The sequence below is a fragment of the Curtobacterium phoenicis genome, assembly GCF_047238015.1.
In the GTDB taxonomy this organism is placed as follows: domain Bacteria; phylum Actinomycetota; class Actinomycetes; order Actinomycetales; family Microbacteriaceae; genus Curtobacterium.
Window position 1 is genome coordinate 3,385,432 of sequence record NZ_JBDFLZ010000002.1, and the last position, 17,434, is coordinate 3,402,865.

At 72.7% G+C, this 17,434-nt stretch carries 19 protein-coding genes; 13 read left to right on the forward strand and 6 right to left on the reverse strand.

Annotated elements, in window-relative coordinates:
- Positions 1 to 13: 13 nt before the first annotated feature.
- The 8 genes from ABC270_RS16160 to ABC270_RS16195 all read left to right on the forward strand — a co-directional run bounded on the left by ABC270_RS16160 (position 14) and on the right by ABC270_RS16195 (position 7,276).
- Positions 14 to 610 (forward strand): hypothetical protein, encoded by a 597-nt coding sequence (locus tag ABC270_RS16160; protein ID WP_412881746.1) that lies wholly within the window; start codon positions 14 to 16, stop codon positions 608 to 610.
- Positions 611 to 627: 17 nt separating this feature from the next.
- Positions 628 to 1,221, forward strand: a complete 594-nt coding sequence (mobA, locus tag ABC270_RS16165; protein WP_412881747.1) for a molybdenum cofactor guanylyltransferase — start codon at positions 628 to 630, stop codon at positions 1,219 to 1,221.
- 45 nt (positions 1,222 to 1,266) lie between these two features.
- Positions 1,267 to 1,533 carry a DUF6457 domain-containing protein gene (locus ABC270_RS16170; RefSeq protein WP_412881748.1) on the forward strand — a complete coding sequence of 89 codons (267 nt, stop codon included), beginning with the start codon at positions 1,267 to 1,269 and terminating at the stop codon, positions 1,531 to 1,533.
- Positions 1,530 to 2,699: a molybdopterin molybdotransferase MoeA gene (locus tag ABC270_RS16175; protein ID WP_412881749.1), complete on the forward strand. Its 1,170-nt coding sequence runs from the start codon at positions 1,530 to 1,532 to the stop codon at positions 2,697 to 2,699. Before ABC270_RS16170 ends, ABC270_RS16175 begins: the two co-directional genes overlap by 4 nt.
- A gap of 114 nt (positions 2,700 to 2,813) precedes the next feature.
- Positions 2,814 to 3,695 carry a formate dehydrogenase accessory sulfurtransferase FdhD gene (fdhD, locus tag ABC270_RS16180; protein ID WP_412881750.1) on the forward strand — a complete coding sequence of 294 codons (882 nt, stop codon included), beginning with the start codon at positions 2,814 to 2,816 and terminating at the stop codon, positions 3,693 to 3,695.
- The gene (locus ABC270_RS16185) at positions 3,692 to 5,986 is read left to right on the forward strand and encodes an FdhF/YdeP family oxidoreductase (protein WP_412881751.1); all 2,295 of its coding nucleotides are present in this window, start codon (positions 3,692 to 3,694) and stop codon (positions 5,984 to 5,986) included. The genes fdhD and ABC270_RS16185 overlap by 4 nt, the downstream gene beginning before the upstream one ends.
- Before the next feature lie 9 nt (positions 5,987 to 5,995).
- Positions 5,996 to 6,880 (forward strand): aminoglycoside phosphotransferase family protein, encoded by an 885-nt coding sequence (locus ABC270_RS16190; RefSeq protein ID WP_412881752.1) that lies wholly within the window; start codon positions 5,996 to 5,998, stop codon positions 6,878 to 6,880.
- Between the two features lie 168 nt (positions 6,881 to 7,048).
- Positions 7,049 to 7,276 (forward strand): PLDc N-terminal domain-containing protein, encoded by a 228-nt coding sequence (locus ABC270_RS16195; RefSeq protein WP_412881753.1) that lies wholly within the window; start codon positions 7,049 to 7,051, stop codon positions 7,274 to 7,276.
- A gap of 13 nt (positions 7,277 to 7,289) precedes the next feature.
- Here ABC270_RS16195 and ABC270_RS16200 read toward each other — a convergent pair whose 3' ends face one another.
- The 4 genes from ABC270_RS16200 to ABC270_RS16215 are packed head-to-tail and all read right to left on the reverse strand — an operon-like array spanning position 7,290 to position 9,575.
- Entirely contained in the window at positions 7,290 to 7,592 is a 303-nt protein-coding gene (locus tag ABC270_RS16200) for an HAD family hydrolase (protein WP_412882111.1), read from the reverse strand.
- A gap of 12 nt (positions 7,593 to 7,604) precedes the next feature.
- Entirely contained in the window at positions 7,605 to 7,976 is a 372-nt protein-coding gene (locus ABC270_RS16205; RefSeq protein ID WP_412881754.1) for an HAD family hydrolase, read from the reverse strand.
- A complete protein-coding gene (locus ABC270_RS16210) occupies positions 7,973 to 8,923 on the reverse strand; it encodes a DUF389 domain-containing protein (RefSeq protein WP_412881755.1) in 951 nt (316 codons plus the stop codon). The genes ABC270_RS16205 and ABC270_RS16210 overlap by 4 nt, the downstream gene beginning before the upstream one ends.
- A gap of 46 nt (positions 8,924 to 8,969) precedes the next feature.
- On the reverse strand, positions 8,970 to 9,575 hold the full coding sequence (locus tag ABC270_RS16215) for a TetR/AcrR family transcriptional regulator (RefSeq protein WP_412881756.1): 606 nt from the start codon (positions 9,573 to 9,575) through the stop codon (positions 8,970 to 8,972).
- Between the two features lie 62 nt (positions 9,576 to 9,637).
- Between ABC270_RS16215 and ABC270_RS16220 the strand changes: the two genes are divergently transcribed.
- From ABC270_RS16220 to ABC270_RS16235, 4 genes are all read left to right on the forward strand, one after another.
- Entirely contained in the window at positions 9,638 to 10,285 is a 648-nt protein-coding gene (locus tag ABC270_RS16220) for an NAD(P)-dependent oxidoreductase (protein WP_412881757.1), read from the forward strand.
- A gap of 125 nt (positions 10,286 to 10,410) precedes the next feature.
- On the forward strand, positions 10,411 to 11,415 hold the full coding sequence (locus tag ABC270_RS16225; protein ID WP_412881758.1) for a hypothetical protein: 1,005 nt from the start codon (positions 10,411 to 10,413) through the stop codon (positions 11,413 to 11,415).
- A gap of 162 nt (positions 11,416 to 11,577) precedes the next feature.
- A complete protein-coding gene (locus ABC270_RS16230) occupies positions 11,578 to 12,345 on the forward strand; it encodes an SDR family NAD(P)-dependent oxidoreductase (RefSeq protein WP_412881759.1) in 768 nt (255 codons plus the stop codon).
- Between the two features lie 74 nt (positions 12,346 to 12,419).
- Positions 12,420 to 13,295 carry an aminoglycoside phosphotransferase family protein gene (locus tag ABC270_RS16235; protein ID WP_412881760.1) on the forward strand — a complete coding sequence of 292 codons (876 nt, stop codon included), beginning with the start codon at positions 12,420 to 12,422 and terminating at the stop codon, positions 13,293 to 13,295.
- 11 nt (positions 13,296 to 13,306) lie between these two features.
- On the opposite strand, the gene ABC270_RS16240 is transcribed toward ABC270_RS16235, so the two are convergent.
- The gene (locus ABC270_RS16240; protein WP_412881761.1) at positions 13,307 to 13,675 is read right to left on the reverse strand and encodes a MerR family transcriptional regulator; all 369 of its coding nucleotides are present in this window, start codon (positions 13,673 to 13,675) and stop codon (positions 13,307 to 13,309) included.
- A gap of 89 nt (positions 13,676 to 13,764) precedes the next feature.
- On the opposite strand from ABC270_RS16240, the gene ABC270_RS16245 reads away from it, so the two are divergent.
- Complete coding sequence (locus tag ABC270_RS16245) at positions 13,765 to 14,478, forward strand: SDR family oxidoreductase (RefSeq protein WP_412881762.1); 714 nt, start codon at positions 13,765 to 13,767, stop codon at positions 14,476 to 14,478.
- Positions 14,479 to 14,557: 79 nt separating this feature from the next.
- Here ABC270_RS16245 and ABC270_RS16250 read toward each other — a convergent pair whose 3' ends face one another.
- On the reverse strand, positions 14,558 to 17,362 hold the full coding sequence (locus ABC270_RS16250) for an alpha/beta hydrolase (RefSeq protein ID WP_412881763.1): 2,805 nt from the start codon (positions 17,360 to 17,362) through the stop codon (positions 14,558 to 14,560).
- Positions 17,363 to 17,434: the final 72 nt, after the last annotated feature.

A 17,434-nucleotide genomic window follows, 5' to 3' on the forward strand; every position in this document is an offset into this window, starting at 1 on the left:
CCGAGGAGGACCAGTGGACCGCTTCAACCGTCTCCCGCTGCCCGTGCTGCTGCCGATCATGTTCGTGGTGGTCGGAGGCGTGTACTTCGGCATCGGGTTCCTGAGCGACCCGTCGCGGATCACCGTCGGCGCGCGGCTGATCGGTGCGCTCTTCTCCGCCGTCGTGATGACCGTCGTCTTCGGCATCATCATCGGCGTCCGACGGCGTCGAGCCGGCGGAGCCGACGCCGTCACGGACATGCAGAAGACCATGCGCACGGGCGTCGTGCCGGACGACGTCGACACGAGCCGGTGGACCTCGGAGCTCGAGCGGTACCGGCGGCAGTGGCGCCGCAACCGGTGGCTGGCACCCGTCGTGTTCGGGCTGTTCTCGGTGCTCAGCGTCGTCATGGCCGTCAGCGTCGGCCCGGTCTGGCTCCTGTTCGTCGTGTTCTTCCTCGGGTTCCTCGGGTTCACCCTGTGGCAGACGCGGCGCGGGTTGCGGAACACCGAACGGGCGCTCGCCGAACTCGGACGACGCCGGCCCTCGCCAGGTGCTCCGGCCGCAGCGACCCCCGGCGCCACCTGGACCCTCCCCGCGGATCCGGGCGCTGCTGGGCGCGGCCGCTGACGCGGTACCGTTCGGACGTGTCCGACAGCTCCGACTTCGACGCGGTCCTGCTCGCCGGTGGACGGGCCACACGGCTGGGCGGCATCGACAAGACCGCGCTCGGCACCGCGGGCTCGACCCTGCTCGACCGCGCCCTCGACGCGTCGACCGGTGCTCGGCGGACCGTCGTCGTCGGCCTCCGCGACGGCACCAGGGCGCCGGCGGAGGTCGTCCTCGTCCGTGAGGACCCACCGTTCGGCGGACCGGTGAGCGGGCTCGCGGCCGCACTGGACGCGGTACCGGCGAGCGCCGCGACGACGCTCGTGCTGGCCTGCGACCTGGTGCGTCCCGTGGAGGCGGTCGCGGCGCTGCGGGCGGGCGCTGCTCAGGACGGCCCCTCGTCCAGCACCGCGGCGGACGGATGGGTCGCGGTCGACGACGACGGTCGGCGCCAGCCGCTCCTGGCGGTGTACCGCTCGGCGGCCCTGCGGCGGGCGGTCTCCGCCCTGGGCGAGGTCGACGGCGCGTCGCTCCGCCGACTCACCGCTCCGCTCGACCTCGTCGAGGTGCCCGTGCCCTCGGCGCTCTGCGCGGACGTCGACACCCCGGACGACGCCGAACGGCTCACCTGAACCCGTCGGCAGGTCCGGCGCCGATCACCCTGCTTGACTGGCGGCATGACCACAGACGACGTCCTCGCCGCGTGGAAGGCCGAGCTCGCCGAGGCGCTCGGACTCCCCGCGGACGCCCCCATCGACATCGGAGTCGTGCTCGACCTCGCGCGTGACGCTGCCCACGGGGTCGCACGTCCGGCGGCGCCGCTCACGACGTTCCTCGTCGGGTACGCCGCCGGGCTCCGTGGCGGCTCGGACGGGGACCTGTCGGACGCCGTCACCACCGCGACCCGCCTCGCCGCGGCGCGCGCCGAGCAGGACGGAGCGTGAACGGCGGACCGGTCGATTGGACCGCCGCCCGCGCGGCTGCGCACGCGGCCGGCGCCTCACTGCGCGCGCCCGCGGTGCGGGTCGACATCGCCGCCGGGCTCGGACGGGTGCTCGCGTCGGACCTGACGGCCCGCAGCGCCGTCCCCGGGCACGACGGCGCTGCGATGGACGGCTGGGCGGTCGCGGGCGAGGGTCCGTGGTCGCTCGGCACCGCGATCGTCGCCGGGGCGGCCCCGTCGGCCGAACGGCTCGACCCCGGCTGGGCGCGGCCCATCACGACCGGAGCGCCGATCCCGCCCGGGACGACGTCGGTCGTGCGCTCGGAGGACGCCGACGTCGTCGACGGCCGCCTCGTGCGCCACACCACCGGCAATCGTCGACACGTCCGGCCCGCGGGCGAGGAGGTCGCCGTCGGGCAGCTGCTCTTCCCCGCGGGGACCGTGCTCACACCGCCCCGGATCGCGCTCGCCGCCGCTTCGGGCGTCGACGACCTCGACGTCGTCCCCGCCCCGACCACCCGCGTCGCCGTGCTCGGTGACGAGGTCGTGGCCCACGGCGTGCCGGAGCCGGGGCGGGTGCGGGACGTGTTTACGATGACGCTCCCCGCTGTGCTGCAGCGGTTCGGTGCGTCGCGCGTGGCGGCCGTCCGGGTGCCGGACGACCCCACGGCGACCGACCGACTGCTCGGCGACGCCGTGGAGGGGCTCGTGGTCACGACCGGTGGGACCGCCGGGTCGTCGACGGACCACGTCCGCGGCGCACTGGTGCGCATCGGGGCGGAGCTCGTCGTCGACCGGGTGGACGTGCGCCCGGGACGGCCGACGATGCTCGCGCGTCGCGGCCGCACGCTGTTCCTCTGCCTGCCGGGGAACCCGATGGCGGCGATGGTCGGCGCGGTGTTGTTCGGGGGCCCGCTCGTCGCCGGGCTGACCGGGCGCGCGCTCGAGCAGCCGGGGTCGGTCGTGCTCGGCGTCGACGTGCCGAACGACCGACCCGGCGCGCTCCTGCTCGCGTACCGGACGACGCCGGGCGGCGCGGTGCCGACGTCCCACCAGTCGTCGGCGATGCTGCGCGGCCTGGCGGACGCGGACGGGCTGCTCGTGGTGGGCGCCGGTGGAGGTCGGGTCGGGGACACGGTGCCGGCGCTCCGTCTGCCCTGGACCTGAGACGGGACCCGCACGTGGGACGGGCCCCGGACGGGAGACCTGCACGTGAGACGGACCCTGGACGTGACCCGCACCGCACTGGTGGGCGACGGGTGCGGGTGGTAGACCCGACCCATGAACCGGATCACCGCACGGAAGCGGGTCACCCGCATCACCGTCGGCACCGCGCGGTCGGTCCGGGAGGACCTGCTCGCCGTCGAGGAGCCGCTCGAGATCCGGGTCGGCGGCTCGTCCCTCGCCATCACCATGCGGACCCCGGGGAACGACGTCGACCTCGCGGCGGGGTTCCTCGTCTCCGAGGGGGTCATCGCCCGGGGTGAGGAGTTCCTCGCGGCCCGGTACTGCGCCGGGGCGACGGACGAAGGGCTCAACACCTACAACGTGCTCGACGTCACCCTCGCGCCCGGTGTCCCCGCGCCGGACCCGAGCCTGGAGCGGGCCTTCTACACGACGAGTTCCTGCGGCCTGTGCGGCAAGGCGAGCATCGACGCCGTCCGCACGACCTCGCAGCACGCCGTCCTGCACGACGACCTCGTCCTCGACCCGGCGCTCCTCGCGACCTTCCCCGACCTGCTCCGCGACGAGCAGGCCGTGTTCGAGAAGACGGGCGGGCTGCACGCCGCCGCGCTCTTCGACGGGCGCACCGGTCGGATGCTCGTGCTCCGTGAGGACGTCGGTCGGCACAACGCGGTCGACAAGGTGATCGGGTGGGCGGTGAAGGAGGACCGGCTACCCCTGAGCGGCACCGTCCTCATGGTGAGCGGCCGCGCGAGCTTCGAGTTGACACAGAAGGCGTCGATGGCCGGGATCCCGGTGCTCGCCGCGGTGTCCGCGCCGTCGTCCCTCGCCGTCGACCTCGCGAAGGAGGTCGGCATCACGATCGTCGGCTTCCTCCGGGGCCAGAGCATGGTCGTCTACAGCCGACCGGAGCGCATCGTCGAACCCGACACCACCACCGACAGCAGCAGCGACCGAGAGACCGTGAGCGCACGATGACGAAGCAGCCCCCGACCGACGACGTGACCGACGCCGAGATCGAGGTCGGCGAACCGAAGGACTGGGCGGCCGGCGTCCCCGGCGTCCTGCACTCGATGGGTCCTGCGCTCGAACAGCTCGGTGCCGCGCGGACCGCGAAGCTCATGCTCGCCCTGAACCAGAAGGGCGGCTTCGACTGCATGAGCTGCGCCTGGCCGGACCCGGACAAGCGCAAGACCGCGGAGTTCTGCGAGAACGGCGGCAAGGCCGTGGTGTGGGAGGCCACGCCCGTGCTCGTCCCGCGGACGTTCTGGGCGGAGCACTCCGTCGACGACCTGGCGGACAAGACCGAGTACTGGCTCGGCATGCAGGGACGGCTGACCGAACCGGTGTGGAAGCCCGCGGGGAAGGACCACTACGAGCCCGTCAGCTGGGAGCGCGCGTACGAGATCATCGCCGACAAGCTCAACGGCCTCGACAGCCCGGACCAGGCGTCGTTCTACACGTCCGGCCGCACCTCGAACGAGGCGGCGTTCGTGTACCAGCTGTTCGTCCGCGCCTTCGGGACGAACAACCTGCCGGACTGCTCGAACATGTGCCACGAGTCGACGAGCCTGGCGATGGCCGAGGTCGTCGGCATCGGCAAGTCCACGATCGCCTACGACGACTTCGAGCAGACCGAGCTCATCATCGTGATGGGGCAGAACCCCGGCACGAACCACCCCCGCATGCTCACCGCGCTCGAGGACGCCAAGAAGAACGGCGCGGAGATCGTCGCCGTCAACCCGCTTCCGGAAGCGGGCCTTCGTCGGTACAAGAACCCGCAGCGGCCGCGCGGGGTCGTCGGCCACGGGACGCAGATCGCCGACCAGTTCCTGCAGATCCGGCTCGGCGGCGACATGGCGCTGCTGCAGGCGGTCGCGAAGCGGGTCGTCCTCGCCGAGCAGGCCGCACCCGGCACCGTCGTCGACCGCGCGTTCATCGACGAGCACACGAGCGGCTACGACGCGTTCGTCGAGCACATCCTGCAGGTCGACGACGACGAGGTGGTCCGCGCCACGGGCCTGACCCTCGCCGAGATCGACGAGCTCGCCGACCGCTACCTGCGCTCCGAGCGCACGATCATCACCTGGGCGATGGGCATCACCCAGCACACCAAGGCCGTCGACACGATCAAGGAGATCATCAACCTCCTGCTGCTCCGCGGGAACATCGGCAAGCCCGGCGCGGGCGCCTCCCCGATCCGCGGGCACAGCAACGTGCAGGGCGACCGCACGATGGGCATCTGGGAGCAGATGCCGGACTCGTTCCTCGACGCCCTGCAGGCCGAGTTCCACTTCGACCCGCCGCGGGAGCACGGCGTCGACGCGCTCAAGGGCATCCACGCCATGCGGCGCGGTGACGTGAAGTTCTGGATGGGCATGGGCGGCAACCTCGTCGCGGCGATCTCCGACTCACAGCTCGCCGAGGCGGCGTTCCGCGGTGCCGAGATGACCGTGCAGGTCTCGACGAAGCTGAACCGCTCGCACGCCGTCGTCGGCGAGGAAGCCCTCATCCTGCCGACGATGGGCCGCACCGAGGTGGACGTCCAGGCGTCGGGACCGCAGTTCGTCTCGGTCGAGGACACCGTCTGCTCCGTGCACGGCAGCCACGGGCAGGTGCCGCCGGTCGCGCCAGGGCTCCGGTCCGAGGTCGCGATCGTGTGCGAGCTCGCCCGCGCCGTGCTCGGCGACCGGGTGCCGATCGCGTGGGAGGCGATGCGCGACGACTACGGCGTCGTCCGCGACCACATCAGCCACGTCGTGCCGGGGTTCGACGACTACTCCCGCCGCGCCGGCAGCAAGGAGGGCTTCGTGCTGCCGAACGGCCCGCGCGACTCGCGGACGTTCGCGACGGAGACCGGCAAGGCGATGCTCACCGTCAACGAGCTCGAGCACGTCGAGCGACCGGAGGGCACCCTGCTGCTGCAGACCCTGCGCAGCCACGACCAGTACAACACCACGATCTACAGCCTCAACGACCGGTACCGCGGCATCAAGAAGGGCAGGCACGTCGTCTTCGTGAACCCGGAGGACCTGGCCGAGCTCGGGCTCGAGGACGGCCAACACGTCGACGTCTCCACCGTCTGGCACGACGACGTCGAACGCGTGCTCCGCGACCAGCGCATCGTCGCCTACCCGAGCGCGAAGGGGTGCGCGGCAGCGTACTTCCCGGAGGCGAACGTCCTCGTGCCGCTCGACAGCGCCGCGAAGGGCAGCAACACGCCGGTGTCGAAGGCGGTGCCGGTGCAGCTGACTCCGGTGGCCGGCTGACCGCCGCGCGTGTGGCCCACGGAGGACGACTGGCGCCGGACGGTGCCGGACCGGCTGTCCGCCGCCGTCGAGCGGTGGGGTCTCCGGCTCGGGCCGGAGGTCCGCGGTGGCAGTGTCTCGCACGTCCGCAGCGTGACGACCTCCGGCGGCGAGCCGGCGGTGCTCAAGCTGTCGTTCCCGCACCGAGAGGCCCGTGACGAGTCCGCAGCGCTCACGTGGTGGGACGGCCGGGGCGCCGTCCGTCTGCTCGCGTCCGACCCCGGGGACCCCTTCACGCTGCTCCTCGAGCGCTGCGAACCCGGCACCCGGCTCGGCGATCGCGACGACCTCGGTGCCACGGCCCGGCTGACGATCGGAGCCGACGCCGTCGCCCGGCTCTGGGCAGCGGGGGTCCCTGCGGAGAGCCCGTTCGAACGGCTCGTCGACGTGTGCGACGAGTGGGCGGACCTCGCCGAGCACCGCATGCAGGCGCTCGCGCCGCCGCTCGACCCCGGCGTCGTCCGGCAGGGTGTCGCCCTGCTCCGGGAACTCCCCCGGACCGCCCCCCGCGAGGTCGTCGTGCACGGCGACCACAACCCGGGCAACGTCCTCGCGGCGGAGCGTGAACCGTGGCTCGTGATCGACCCGAAGCCGATGACCGGCGACCCCGCCTACGACCTCTGCCCGTTGCTCATGCAGGTCGACGACCCGTTCGCACTGCCCGACCCGGTGGCCGCCGTCGTCGAGCGGACGGCACTCGTCGCCGATCGGACGGGCCTCGCCCCGGAGCGCGTCCACGCCTGGTCGGTCGCGCGGCTCGTCGAGTCGGCACTCTGGTACGTCAGCCGCGCCGAGCTGCCGGAGGCGCAGGACAACGCGGCGCGTGCCGCGCGCATCGCGGACCTGCTGGGGTGAGGAACCCCGCCCCCGGCGCACGGCCGGGTCGCACCGGACGGGAGGCACGGTGCCGGCCCGCCCCGGGCCTCCCGTCCGGTCCCCCCAGCGGATGACGACATCGCGCGAGCCGATCCGTAGGGTCGATCGGACGCACCGGGCCACCGGTGCGGGAAGGAAGAAGACCGCATGGTGGTAGGGCTGACTGGTTTCCACATCCTCGTTCTGCTCGTGCTGCTCGCACTTGACGTGGTCGCGCTCGTGCAGGTGTGGCGCGACCCTCGGCGGAGCGACGTCGTCAAGTGGGTGTGGACGATCGTGATTCTCTTCGTGCCGGTGATCGGCGTGGTGGGCTGGGCCGTGAACTGGCTGCTCGGCAAGGCGGCGGACCGTCTGAACCGAGGCTCGTCGGCCTGACGCGGCCCGAGGCTCAGTCCGCCCTGAGCGCCGTCTCGACCACCGTCGACAGGTCCGCGGCTACAGGGTCGGATCGGTCGACCAGCACCGCGCACATGCCGGAACGGCGTGCGCCGGCGACGTCCCGCTCGGGGTCGTCGCCCACGAAGAGGCATGCCTCCGGATCGACGCCGAGCCGCGCCGCGAGGATCGTGAACGCCCGTGGGTCGGGCTTCTGCACGCCGATCTGCTCCGAGATGCAAACGGCGTCGAACGCAGCGTCGAGGCCGGTCCGGGCGAGCTTGTCGAGCTGCTGTGACTCCGCACCGTTCGTCAGGAGTCCGAGCCGCTAGCCACGACCCCGGAGCGATCGCAGCAGCGGGAGCACGTCCGGGAAGACCCGCCAGGCACCCCGGTAGGCGGCGAGGTACTCGCCGAACAGCGCGTCGAGCGCCGCGCCGTCAGCCGGCAGCGCGACGCCGAGGGGCGGGAGGACGAGGCGGAGCCGTTCGCGCCGTTGCTCCGGGAAGTCGATCTCGCCCGTCCGCCACCGCTCGTACTGCTCGTCCTCGGCTCGGAACCACTCCGCGAGCACCGCCTCGTCGACGTCGACACCGAGGTCGACGAGGAACCGTCGGACGCCGGTGCGGCCCGCTTGGCGATGGTCGAACAGCGTGTCGTCGAGGTCGAAGCAGACCGCGCGGACCCCGCCGTCGCTCATCCGCGGGCAGCCCGACGCGCCTGCAGCCGTCGACCGACCCACCGACCGAAGAGCAGTTGGACCGCGAGCGTCACGGTGCCCGCGACGAGCAGCCCGGCGAGGTTGACGAGGAGCTGCACCACCGCACCGGACGCCTCGTCCCAGGCCCCGACCGCCAACGTGAGGCCGACGGTCCCGACGGCGGGGACGGTCGTGATCGAGATGAACACCCCGACGAGCGCGGACGGCTTCGCCGAGGTGATGGAGAGCACCCCGGCGATGCCGGCGAGCGCCGCGATGACGAAGGACCACCCGTCCGGCGCGACGATGAACTCCGTCTGCTTGCCGGTCGTCGCCTGCTCGTACGTGATCAGCCCCGCACCGTACAGGGCGGCCCAGAGCCCCCACGACACGAGCGCGGAGCCGGCGAACCCGGCGAGGAGCGTCGCCAGTGCGGCGCCGGCGATGCCGAATCGCCGCCGGACCACGGCGTAGCAGGTCGCGGCGATCGGGGCGAACTCGGGACCGACCACCATCGCACCGATGATGAGGACGGGCTGGTCGAGCAGCCGGCCGATCCCGGCGATGAGCGTCGCCAGGAGCAGGAACGTGAAGAAGGAGACGGAGGGACGGGCGTCCTCACGGGAGCTGTCCGCGAGCTGCGCCCAGAGGACCCCGTCGGCAGGATGGCCCGGCGCTGCTCGCTCGGCGGCGTCCGCGGCGTCCGACACCACCGTCACCGGGTCGTACACGGCGATGCTGCCCTGCTCCGGGACCCCGGCGTGCCGGAGCATCCGCATGACGTTGTTGGCGTTCTCGCGCGCCATGTCGAAGAGGAGCAGGTCACCGCGTCCGTCGAGGCATGTGCCGCGCAGGATCGTGACGTCCGAGACGGTCGGGTCGGTCGACAGGCGTTCGCGGAGCTCCTCCGCGAGCGGTGCGGGAGCGGAGACGCGGACCGAGAGCATGTCGCCAGTGTGGCGGAGAACGAACGGGACGGTTCGGCCGGCGGGATCAGCCCACCGTGACGGCTCGCGCGCGGAGGTCCGACGCGAGCATCATGTCGGTCGCCGCGTCGATCAGCCCGGCGGCATCCGCACGTGCGAGTCGGCGCGATGCGACGAGCGCGGCGATGCCCTGCATGGTCGCGGCGAACAGCATCTTGAACGAGGTCCGCGCGGCTTCGTCCCCACCGCCGTCCGGGCGGGGTCCCATCGCGCCGTCGAGCACCGCGAACAGGCTCGCCGCGGACTCCACCGTGGGTCCGACACCGCCGCCGGCCTTGGCCTGGAACATCAGCTCCATGAGCGCGGCGTCGTCGATCGCGAAGTCGACGTACGCGTGCGCAACCGCCCGGAACCGCGCTGCGAGGTCGGCCTCGCACCCGCCGAGCGCCCGGCGGACGGCAGCGGTCAAGCGGTCGAAGCCGTTGGCCGCGAGGGCGTCGAGCAGTGCCTGCCGGTCGACGAAGTGGCTGCGCGGCGCACCGTGGCTCACGCCGGCTCGACGGGCGAGGTCGCGGAGGGAGAGTCCGTCGACGCCCGACTCCCGGAGCACGGCGACGGCCTCGTCGAGCAGCACCGCTCGGAGGTTGCCGTGGTGGAAGGGCCGGTCGGACACAGCACCATCCTACCGTCGAACTAGGCATTGCCTATTTTCTAGTCAGTGCCTAGATTGAGTGCATGCAGATCCTCGTGTTCGGTGCCACCGGCCAGACCGGCCAGCACTTCGTCCGCCTCGCCCTCGCCGCGGGCCACTCCGTCCGGGCCGTGGCCCGCACCCCCTCCAAGCTCGCCGTCACGCACGACGACCTCGACGTCGTCCAGGGCTCGATCACGGAGCCGCTCGACCTCGACGCCCTGCTCGACGGCGTGGACGCCGTGGTCGCGATGCTCGGCGACCGAGCGACCCAGGCAACCCGCTCGATCAACGACGAGTTCGTCCGTGCACTCGTGCCGGCGATGCGTCGACGGGGTGTGCGGCGCTTCCTGTACCAGGCGGGCGGCCTCAGCGCGAAACCCCGGAAGCGCCTGCCGCTCGCGCTCCGGGTCGTCCGGCGCACGATCGCGCGGAGCTACGACGGGCAACACCGGGACAACGAGGCCGTCATGCGGTACCTCGACAGCGAGGCCCGTGACCTGCAGTGGGTCGTGCACCGGGCGGGCATCGGGTCGGACGGACCGTCCAAGGGTCGACTCCGTCGGTCCTCCTGGTGGATCAGCATCGGGACGTTCGTCGACTGCGCGGAGTACTCGCTCCGGTTGCTCGTCGACGACGACGCGGTGCACACGTGCGACGGCAGCGCGTACGCGCGAGGACGGCGCGTCTGACCCAAGCACTCGCCTGTCCCCGGGCCCGGAGCGTGCGGGGTACCGCACGATCCGGGCGATCGCGGGACGGTCCGGCCATCATCGGGAACAGCGCGGACACGGCGTCGGCGCTGCGAGGAGCACGCATGCGAGTCCTGGCCTTCCTGGTGACGATCGTCCTCACGACCGCCCTGACGTTCGGCGCAGGGCTCCTCGTCGCCCTCAACTTCCCTGATTCGCCCGACGGCCCGCTCATCACGGCGGCTGCCGCGTCGCCGTTCCTCGTCTTCGGGCCGCTCTTCCTCGGCTCGCTCGCCGCGTCCTACGACCACCGGCCGCCGTCCGGGCGCAGTCGCACGCTCCAGCGCGCCCTGGTCGTCGTGCTCGTCATCGCCGCCGTCGCTGCGGTGGTCGTCGTCGTGGCCGCTGTCACCGCCGGAGCGCCCGCCTGGGTGCCGGTCGTCCTCATCGGCGGGAGTGCGGCCCTCTTCGCCGTCGCGCGCCCGGTCGGCAACCGGCTCCGCGCCCTGGAACCGCCTATCGTCGACGTGCACGACCAGGTCGTCCCCGGCCCGGTCGAGGTCCGTCGGAAAGTCGTCGCCGTCGGCACCACCTTCGCCGTCGCAGCGGTCGTCTCGGCGATCGGTGTCGCCGTGGTGAACGGCCTCGTCCGGTCCGGGCCGCACGAGGCGGTGATCGTCGTCCTGTTGGGCGGACAGCTCACCTTCCTCGCGACAGCGCTCGCGGCGATCGTCGTGGCGCTCCCGTTCTCGAGGCTGCTGCGCGACGCCGGCGCACGGGACGCGGACCGGATCCGTCGGTACTCGGACGTCGTGCTCCGCGGCAAGGACCGTCCGATCGACGAGTCCGAGCAGCCGGGTGCGCTCCGGTACGCGCAGGTCGTGCAGCTCGTCCTGCAGTTCAACACGGCGTACGTCTCGCTGCTGTACGTCTCGCTCGCGTTCCAGTTCGTCAGTGGGATCCTGCGCGGCAGCCTCGTGGTGTTCTCGTCGGTGTTCCTGGTGTTCATGGTCGTGGTGCTCGCCTGGCTGCTGCCCCGGACCGTCGTCCGCATCCGACGCGCTCGTCGCTACGTCGAGGAGCACCCGTCGGCGGACCCGGCGCGCGATCCGGAGCCCCTCGCCTCCTGAGCGTCCCTCCGCGGACGGCGCAGCGAGCAGGGCGCACTGCGCCGGAGTGCGCCCCGGGCGCGGCGAGCAGCGCGGGTGCGAGGAAGCTCAGGCGTTCGCCGCCGACAGCCAGGTGCGAGGAGCAGCGTCAACGGCGAACCCGCTCACCACCCAGGAGGACCCATGCTGCTCGAGGGCAGGACCATCGTCGTCACCGGCGGCAACAGCGGGATCGGTGAGCAGATCTGCCTGGCCGCCGCGGCGGAGGGCGCCAACATCGTCATCGACTACGTCGCGCACCCTGATGCGACCGAGTCGCTGATCGACCGCATCGAACGCGCCGGCGGCAAGGCGGTCGGTGTCGACGCCGACATCACGAAGTCGGACGACCTGCACGAGATGGTGCAGAAGGCCGTCGACACCTACGGCTCCCTCGACGTGCTCGTCAACAACGCGGGCACGGAGGACCGGAAGTCGCTCCTCGAGGAGACCGAGGAGGGCTACGACAAGGTCATGGCGGTGAACGTGAAGAGCGCGTTCTTCGGCACCCAGGCCGCCGCGAAGCAGTTCATCGCCCAGGGCACCGGCGGGCTCGTCCTGAACATCTCGAGCGTGCACGAGGACTGGCCGATGCCGGGGAACCTCGCGTACTGCGTCTCGAAGGGCGGGATGCGGATGCTGGCCCGGAGCGGCGGCGTGGAACTCGGTCCGCACGGGGTCCGCATCGTCAACATCGCTCCGGGTGCAGTGGAGACCCCGATCAACGCCTCGACGGAGTCGGACCCGGAGAAGCTGCGACAGCTCGACGACGCCATCCCCCTCGGGCGCCTCGCGAAGCCGCACGAGATCGCGGAGGTCGTCGTCTTCCTCGCGTCCGGACGCGCCGCGTACATGACGAGCACGACCGTCACGATCGACGGCGGCATCTCCCAGGGCAGCGTCGGACTGTAGCCGGCGGACTCCGGTCCCGGGTGGCCGGCGTCCCGTACGGTGGATCAGGACGGCAGACTGCACGAGGAGGCCGCGTGGTCGAACCGGGTGGTGGTCCGGTGAACCTCCGCGAGGTCGACCTGGCACCCGTGGCCGCCGAACTCGAGGGCGTCTGGCCCGACCTCCGGTGGCACGATCGGCGGTTCGTGCACGGCGCCTTCCACGGTGTGGTGCTGCTGGAGGGCGTCGTGGTCCGGGTGGCCTTCGGGACGGAGCACCGGCGACGGACGTCGGCAGAGGCCGAGAACTCGCGGCGGTTCCATGGTCTGCCGCACGGACTCTCCGTCACCGCGCCGCTGCTCGGGCCCACATCGACACGGGACTGGACGGCCTCGGTGTCCACGCGGATCGACGGAGCGGCGCTCACTGCGTCGACCTGGGCGGCCGCACGACGGGTCTACCTGCCCGTGCTGGAGCGGCTGAGGAGCGTGCCGACGGACCTCCCGGAGGCGAAGGCGCTCCGGCCGGTCCGCGACTGGTGCGGTGGCGACGAGTGGCCGACCCTCGTGGACGAGGTGGCGCGGGTCTTGCCGACCTCGACACTGCGTGATCTGGCACGAGGAGTGGTCGCGAGCCTCCTCCGGACGGAGTCGGACACGGAGCCCACGGTCGTCCACGGAGACCTCAACCCGTTCAACATCCTCGTCGGGTCGGACTCGATCGGACTGATCGATGTCGATCACGCGTCGGTCGGTGACCCCGCGATCGACCTGTCCTGGCTCGTCCGGAGCTTCCCGGCCGATGAGCTGCGACGAGACCTGCGTCCCGACGAGCTCGCCCGAGCGAGTCTGCACCGCGCTGCGGGGCCGCTCCAGCTCGCGGTCGCCGCACACCGCAACGGCGACAGTGCCCTGATGCACCACGCCCTCCGCAACTTCACGTCACGAGCGGTGGCGGCAGCACATGGGTGACGTCGCGCGGGTCACGCCGCGGTCGCCCCAGCCGACTCCGCCCGTTCCTCGGCCGCGTCGATGAACCAGTCCAGCCGCTCCCGCAGCTCGGTCAACTCCGCTATCTGCGCCGCCAGCTTCGCCCGCTCCCCTTGCAGCAACGCCCGCTGCGAGCCGGTCGTCGTGCCGCTGTGCATGCACGGCATGATCTCCGCGATCACCTTCGTCGGGAGCCCGGCTCGGAGGCAGCAGCGGATGAGCCGCACGTACTCGACGGCATCGTCCGCGTAGTCCCGCTGCCCGCCGCCGGTCCGCTCCGACCGCAGCAAGCCCTGCTGCTCGTAGTACCGCAGCGACCGGACGCTCGCACCGGTCGCCTCCGCGAGCTCGCCGATCCGCATGCCGCACCGCCTTCCGTCGCCCTGCTTGCACCTGACACTGATGTCAGGTCCTACGGTCACCGTACAACCCACACGGAAGGACCACCACCATGCAGATCACCGGAGCCGTCGCCCTCGTCACGGGAGCGAACCGAGGTCTCGGACGCGAGTTCGCTCGCCAGCTCGTCGAACGCGGCGCGACCGTCTACGCGACCGCCCGGCGGCCGGAGACGATCGACCTCGAGGGCGTCGTGCCGCTCGCGCTCGACATCACCGACCCGGAACAGGTTGCGGCAGCAGCCGAGCGCACCCAGGACGTCACCCTGCTCGTCAACAACGCCGGCATCTCGACCGGGGCCGATCTCGTCACGGGCGACCTCGAGCTCGCACACCGCGAGATGGACACGCACTTCTGGGGCACCACGTCGATGCTCCGCGCGTTCGCCCCCGTCCTCGGCCGGAACGGCGGCGGCGCGGTCGTGAACGTCCTGTCCGCCCTGAGCTGGTTCAGCATCCGTGGCGCCGGCGCCTACCACGCGGCGAAGGCCGCGGAGTGGGCGCTGACGAACAGCGCGCGGCTCGAGCTGGCAGAGCAGGGCACGCTCGTGACGGGCGTGCACCTCGGCGCGGCGGACACGGACATCGCCCGCTGGTACGAGGGCCCGAAGGCTACGCCCCGCGAGGTGGTCGACGCCGTCCTCGCCGGTGTCGAGGCGGACGCGACGGAGGTCCTGGTCGACCCGTGGTCGGAGCTCGTCAAGACGACGCTCGCGGACGCACCGGAGGCGCGCGACGCGCGGATCGCGACGGCGCTGGCCGGCTGATCACCGGACTGGAGGCGCGGGTCGGGCCCGACCCGCGCCTCCAGTCCGTCAGTCGCACGCCGCCGCAGGGGCGGACCCGTCAGCGGCGGACCGTGAACGTCCCGGAGGCCGTCCGACCCGAGCCGTACCCCTGGGCGGAGACGGTGTGCTTCCCGACGGTCCGGGTCGCCCCGATCCCGAGCGTCGCGGTGCCCGCCGCGTTCGCGGTCACCCGCTGGGGCGCGCCACCGTCGATCCGCATCGTCACGGACTCGCCGGCGCGGAAGCCGGTGGTCGTGAGGGCGACGCCCTTGCCGCGCTTCGGCTGGGTCGGGTTCGCGGTGACGGTACCCCTGGCAGCCTGCGCCTCGGCGCAGGCCTCACCTGCCTTGCCGACGGGAGGCGCCGACGCCCGGGTCCGACCGTCGACCGTGACGCCGTCGTCCTCGCGGAGCGTCAGGGTGCCGGTCCCGTCGCCGAGCACCGCGCCGCCTTGCGTCAGGCTGACCGAGATGGGGTAGGCCGTGGTCGGGGACTCCGACGCGCGACGGTTCCCCACTTTCCTGACCGCGACCGAGTGACAGGTCTCGCCCGGCTGGAAGACGACGGACTGCACGGTCGACCGGACGGCCCCGTCGTACGCGTCGAGGTCGAACGCCACGGTCGCGGTCTGCTCCGCCGGACGCGAGAGCACGATCGCCACCCCGGTCGTGCCCGTGGCGTTGCCCTCGTCGACGAACCGGTCGACGACGCGGACGCTGGGGCGGTCGACCACCTTCGGGGTCCCGAGCGACGACGCGGGCACCGCGGAGAGGTCGCTGAGCAGCAGGCCGCTCTTCCCCTTCGGCACGACGACCGCGACCTGCCGGACACTCGTGAGGTCCACGCCGGTGAACGAGGCGAGCGGCACGCGGGCCTCCTGCAGGAGCGTCTTGCGCACGGCGTCCGGGGAACCCGGCAGGAGAGCACCAGCACGGCTGACGTCCGACAGCCGCACGGTCGCCGTCGCCCCCGCGGCGTCGGTCAGGCGGACGCTCACGTCGACGCCCGACGTCGCACGGTCGTCGGGCGTGAGGCGCAGCGAGAGCGCCGACAACGACGACAGGTCGCCCGACGACGGGCTGAGGGCGACCCGGACCTCCCCGCCGGTCGCGCTGCCGGTCGGGGTGACGTGGAGGGCGGGTGTCGCCGGGACGGACGGTGCGAGCCACGCCGGCACGAAGTCGGGCGCCGTGGTCTCCCCGGAGACGCAGGTCGGCAGCGCGGCCGTGACGGCGATCCCGTCCGAGCTCGCGCACGTGGCGGCCCGGAGCGCTCCGGTCGTCGTGACGGCGGGGTCCGGCGCGGTGAAGAGCGCCAGGTCGCGGCGGGTGCTCCCGGGCAGGGACGCCGTCACGCGGAGGTCCGCCTTCCCGAGCGCGGCCGGGACCCGTCCGCTGCCGTCGAAGTACGGCAGGAACTGCTGCTCGCCACCGAGCGTCAGGCGGAAGAAGCCGCTGACCAGGCTCGTGCCGACGGCGTACTGCGCGGACGAGGACAGTCGGGTCGTGCCCTTGGCCTTCGCGCCGCACACCGGGTCGGAGTCGTCCCACCAGTCGTCCGAGGACTCCTTCGGGTAGGTGGCCGGGGTCCACACGCTGTTGAAGAAGTTGTGGTTCGCGCCCATCACGAGGACGGAGGAGCGGAGGACGTCGTCGCCGTACGCCGTCCGCGAGTCGTCGAAGAAGTGCTGCCCCTGCAGGTCGGACACGTCACCGTCGCAGTACGGCAGCACGACGGCGGTGTCGACGTCCGGCAGGGTGGTCCGACCGAAGTCCGTCGGAGCGAGCGGCAGCACCGAGACGATGCCGAACGGCTGCTTCCGCTGGCTGTTGAGCAGTGCCGCACGGACCACGCCGTCGCCGCCGCGGGAGTGCCCCATCAGCCCGACGTGCCGGAGGTCGAGCTTCCCGACGAGCTTCGACGACAGCTTCGGCTCCTGACCGGCGTCCGCGCGCTGCAGGAGCGCGAGGTGGTCGAGGACGAGCTGCCCGCGGGCCTCCGCGCCCCCGTCCGCCGCGTACGTGCCGTCGAGGGCGTTGATCGCGTTCGCGGAGATCGACACGACGACGACACCGTTGCTCGCGAGGGCCTGCGCCGCCGCGGTGTAGCCGAGGTAGCTCGGGATCACCGTCTGCCCCTTGCCGCACGGCCAGCCGGCCCTCGACGGGGTCCCGCCCGAGCACACCTCGTGACGGCCGTGCAGGAACACCGCGACCGGACGCTTGCCGGGGGCGTTCGTCGGCAGCCAGACCGCCGCACGCATCTCGCCCTTGCGCCCGGCGAACCCGCGGATCGTCTCCGCCTGGTCACCGAGGTCGTAGTCGGCACGGACGACGGAGTACGGCCCCGCTGCGGCCGGATCGGCGTCGAGCGGCGCCGGGGCCTCCCGTGGAACGGCCTGTGGCTTCGTCTGCACCTGCGGGGTCGAGCCACTCGGCCGCTGCACGCCGCCGGTCGACCCGAGCACGACGCTCGTCGCGTCCGCCACCGACGGGTCCGTCGTGGTGACCGTGAGGGTGCGCTGGTCGAGGCTCGTCGTCGCGACGCCGATGTCGGTGCCGTCGACCACGAGCGTCGGGGCCGCGGCGCGGACGGGCAGCGGCTCGTCGAGCGTCAGGGTGACCGTGTACCCGCCGTCGGACGGGGTCACGGTCCAGCCGGGGCCGGACGCGACGGGCGCCGCACCGGTCGAGATCGTGGTGCCGGGACCGCCGGAGGTGTCCGTCGCCCCGGCCGTCGCGGGTGTGCCGCTCGACGCGCTCCCGACCGCGACGGCCGTCCGGTCACCCGACGGGGCGGCGACGGCGGGCAGCGCGACGAGGCTCCCGGCGAGGGCGGACGCCGCGACGAGGGCAGCGGCCACGGTCAGGTGCGTGCGACCCGCGCGGCGGTGGCGGCGAGGGCGGAGCTGGCGGTGGTGACGGTCCACGTCGGG

Bases quoted from the DNA above. Each gene is read 5' to 3' on its own strand.
- ABC270_RS16170 (WP_412881748.1), top strand. From the start codon at position 1,267: ATGACCACAGACGACGTCCTCGCCGCGTGGAAGGCCGAGCTCGCCGAG.
- fdhD (WP_412881750.1), top strand. From the start codon at position 2,814: ATGAACCGGATCACCGCACGGAAGCGGGTCACCCGCATCACCGTCGGC.
- ABC270_RS16185 (WP_412881751.1), top strand. From the start codon at position 3,692: ATGACGAAGCAGCCCCCGACCGACGACGTGACCGACGCCGAGATCGAG.
- ABC270_RS16195 (WP_412881753.1), top strand. From the start codon at position 7,049: ATGGTGGTAGGGCTGACTGGTTTCCACATCCTCGTTCTGCTCGTGCTG.
- ABC270_RS16205 (WP_412881754.1), bottom strand. From the start codon at position 7,976: ATGAGCGACGGCGGGGTCCGCGCGGTCTGCTTCGACCTCGACGACACG.
- ABC270_RS16210 (WP_412881755.1), bottom strand. From the start codon at position 8,923: ATGCTCTCGGTCCGCGTCTCCGCTCCCGCACCGCTCGCGGAGGAGCTC.
- ABC270_RS16220 (WP_412881757.1), top strand. From the start codon at position 9,638: ATGCAGATCCTCGTGTTCGGTGCCACCGGCCAGACCGGCCAGCACTTC.
- ABC270_RS16225 (WP_412881758.1), top strand. From the start codon at position 10,411: ATGCGAGTCCTGGCCTTCCTGGTGACGATCGTCCTCACGACCGCCCTG.
- ABC270_RS16230 (WP_412881759.1), top strand. From the start codon at position 11,578: ATGCTGCTCGAGGGCAGGACCATCGTCGTCACCGGCGGCAACAGCGGG.
- ABC270_RS16240 (WP_412881761.1), bottom strand. From the start codon at position 13,675: ATGCGGATCGGCGAGCTCGCGGAGGCGACCGGTGCGAGCGTCCGGTCG.
- ABC270_RS16245 (WP_412881762.1), top strand. From the start codon at position 13,765: ATGCAGATCACCGGAGCCGTCGCCCTCGTCACGGGAGCGAACCGAGGT.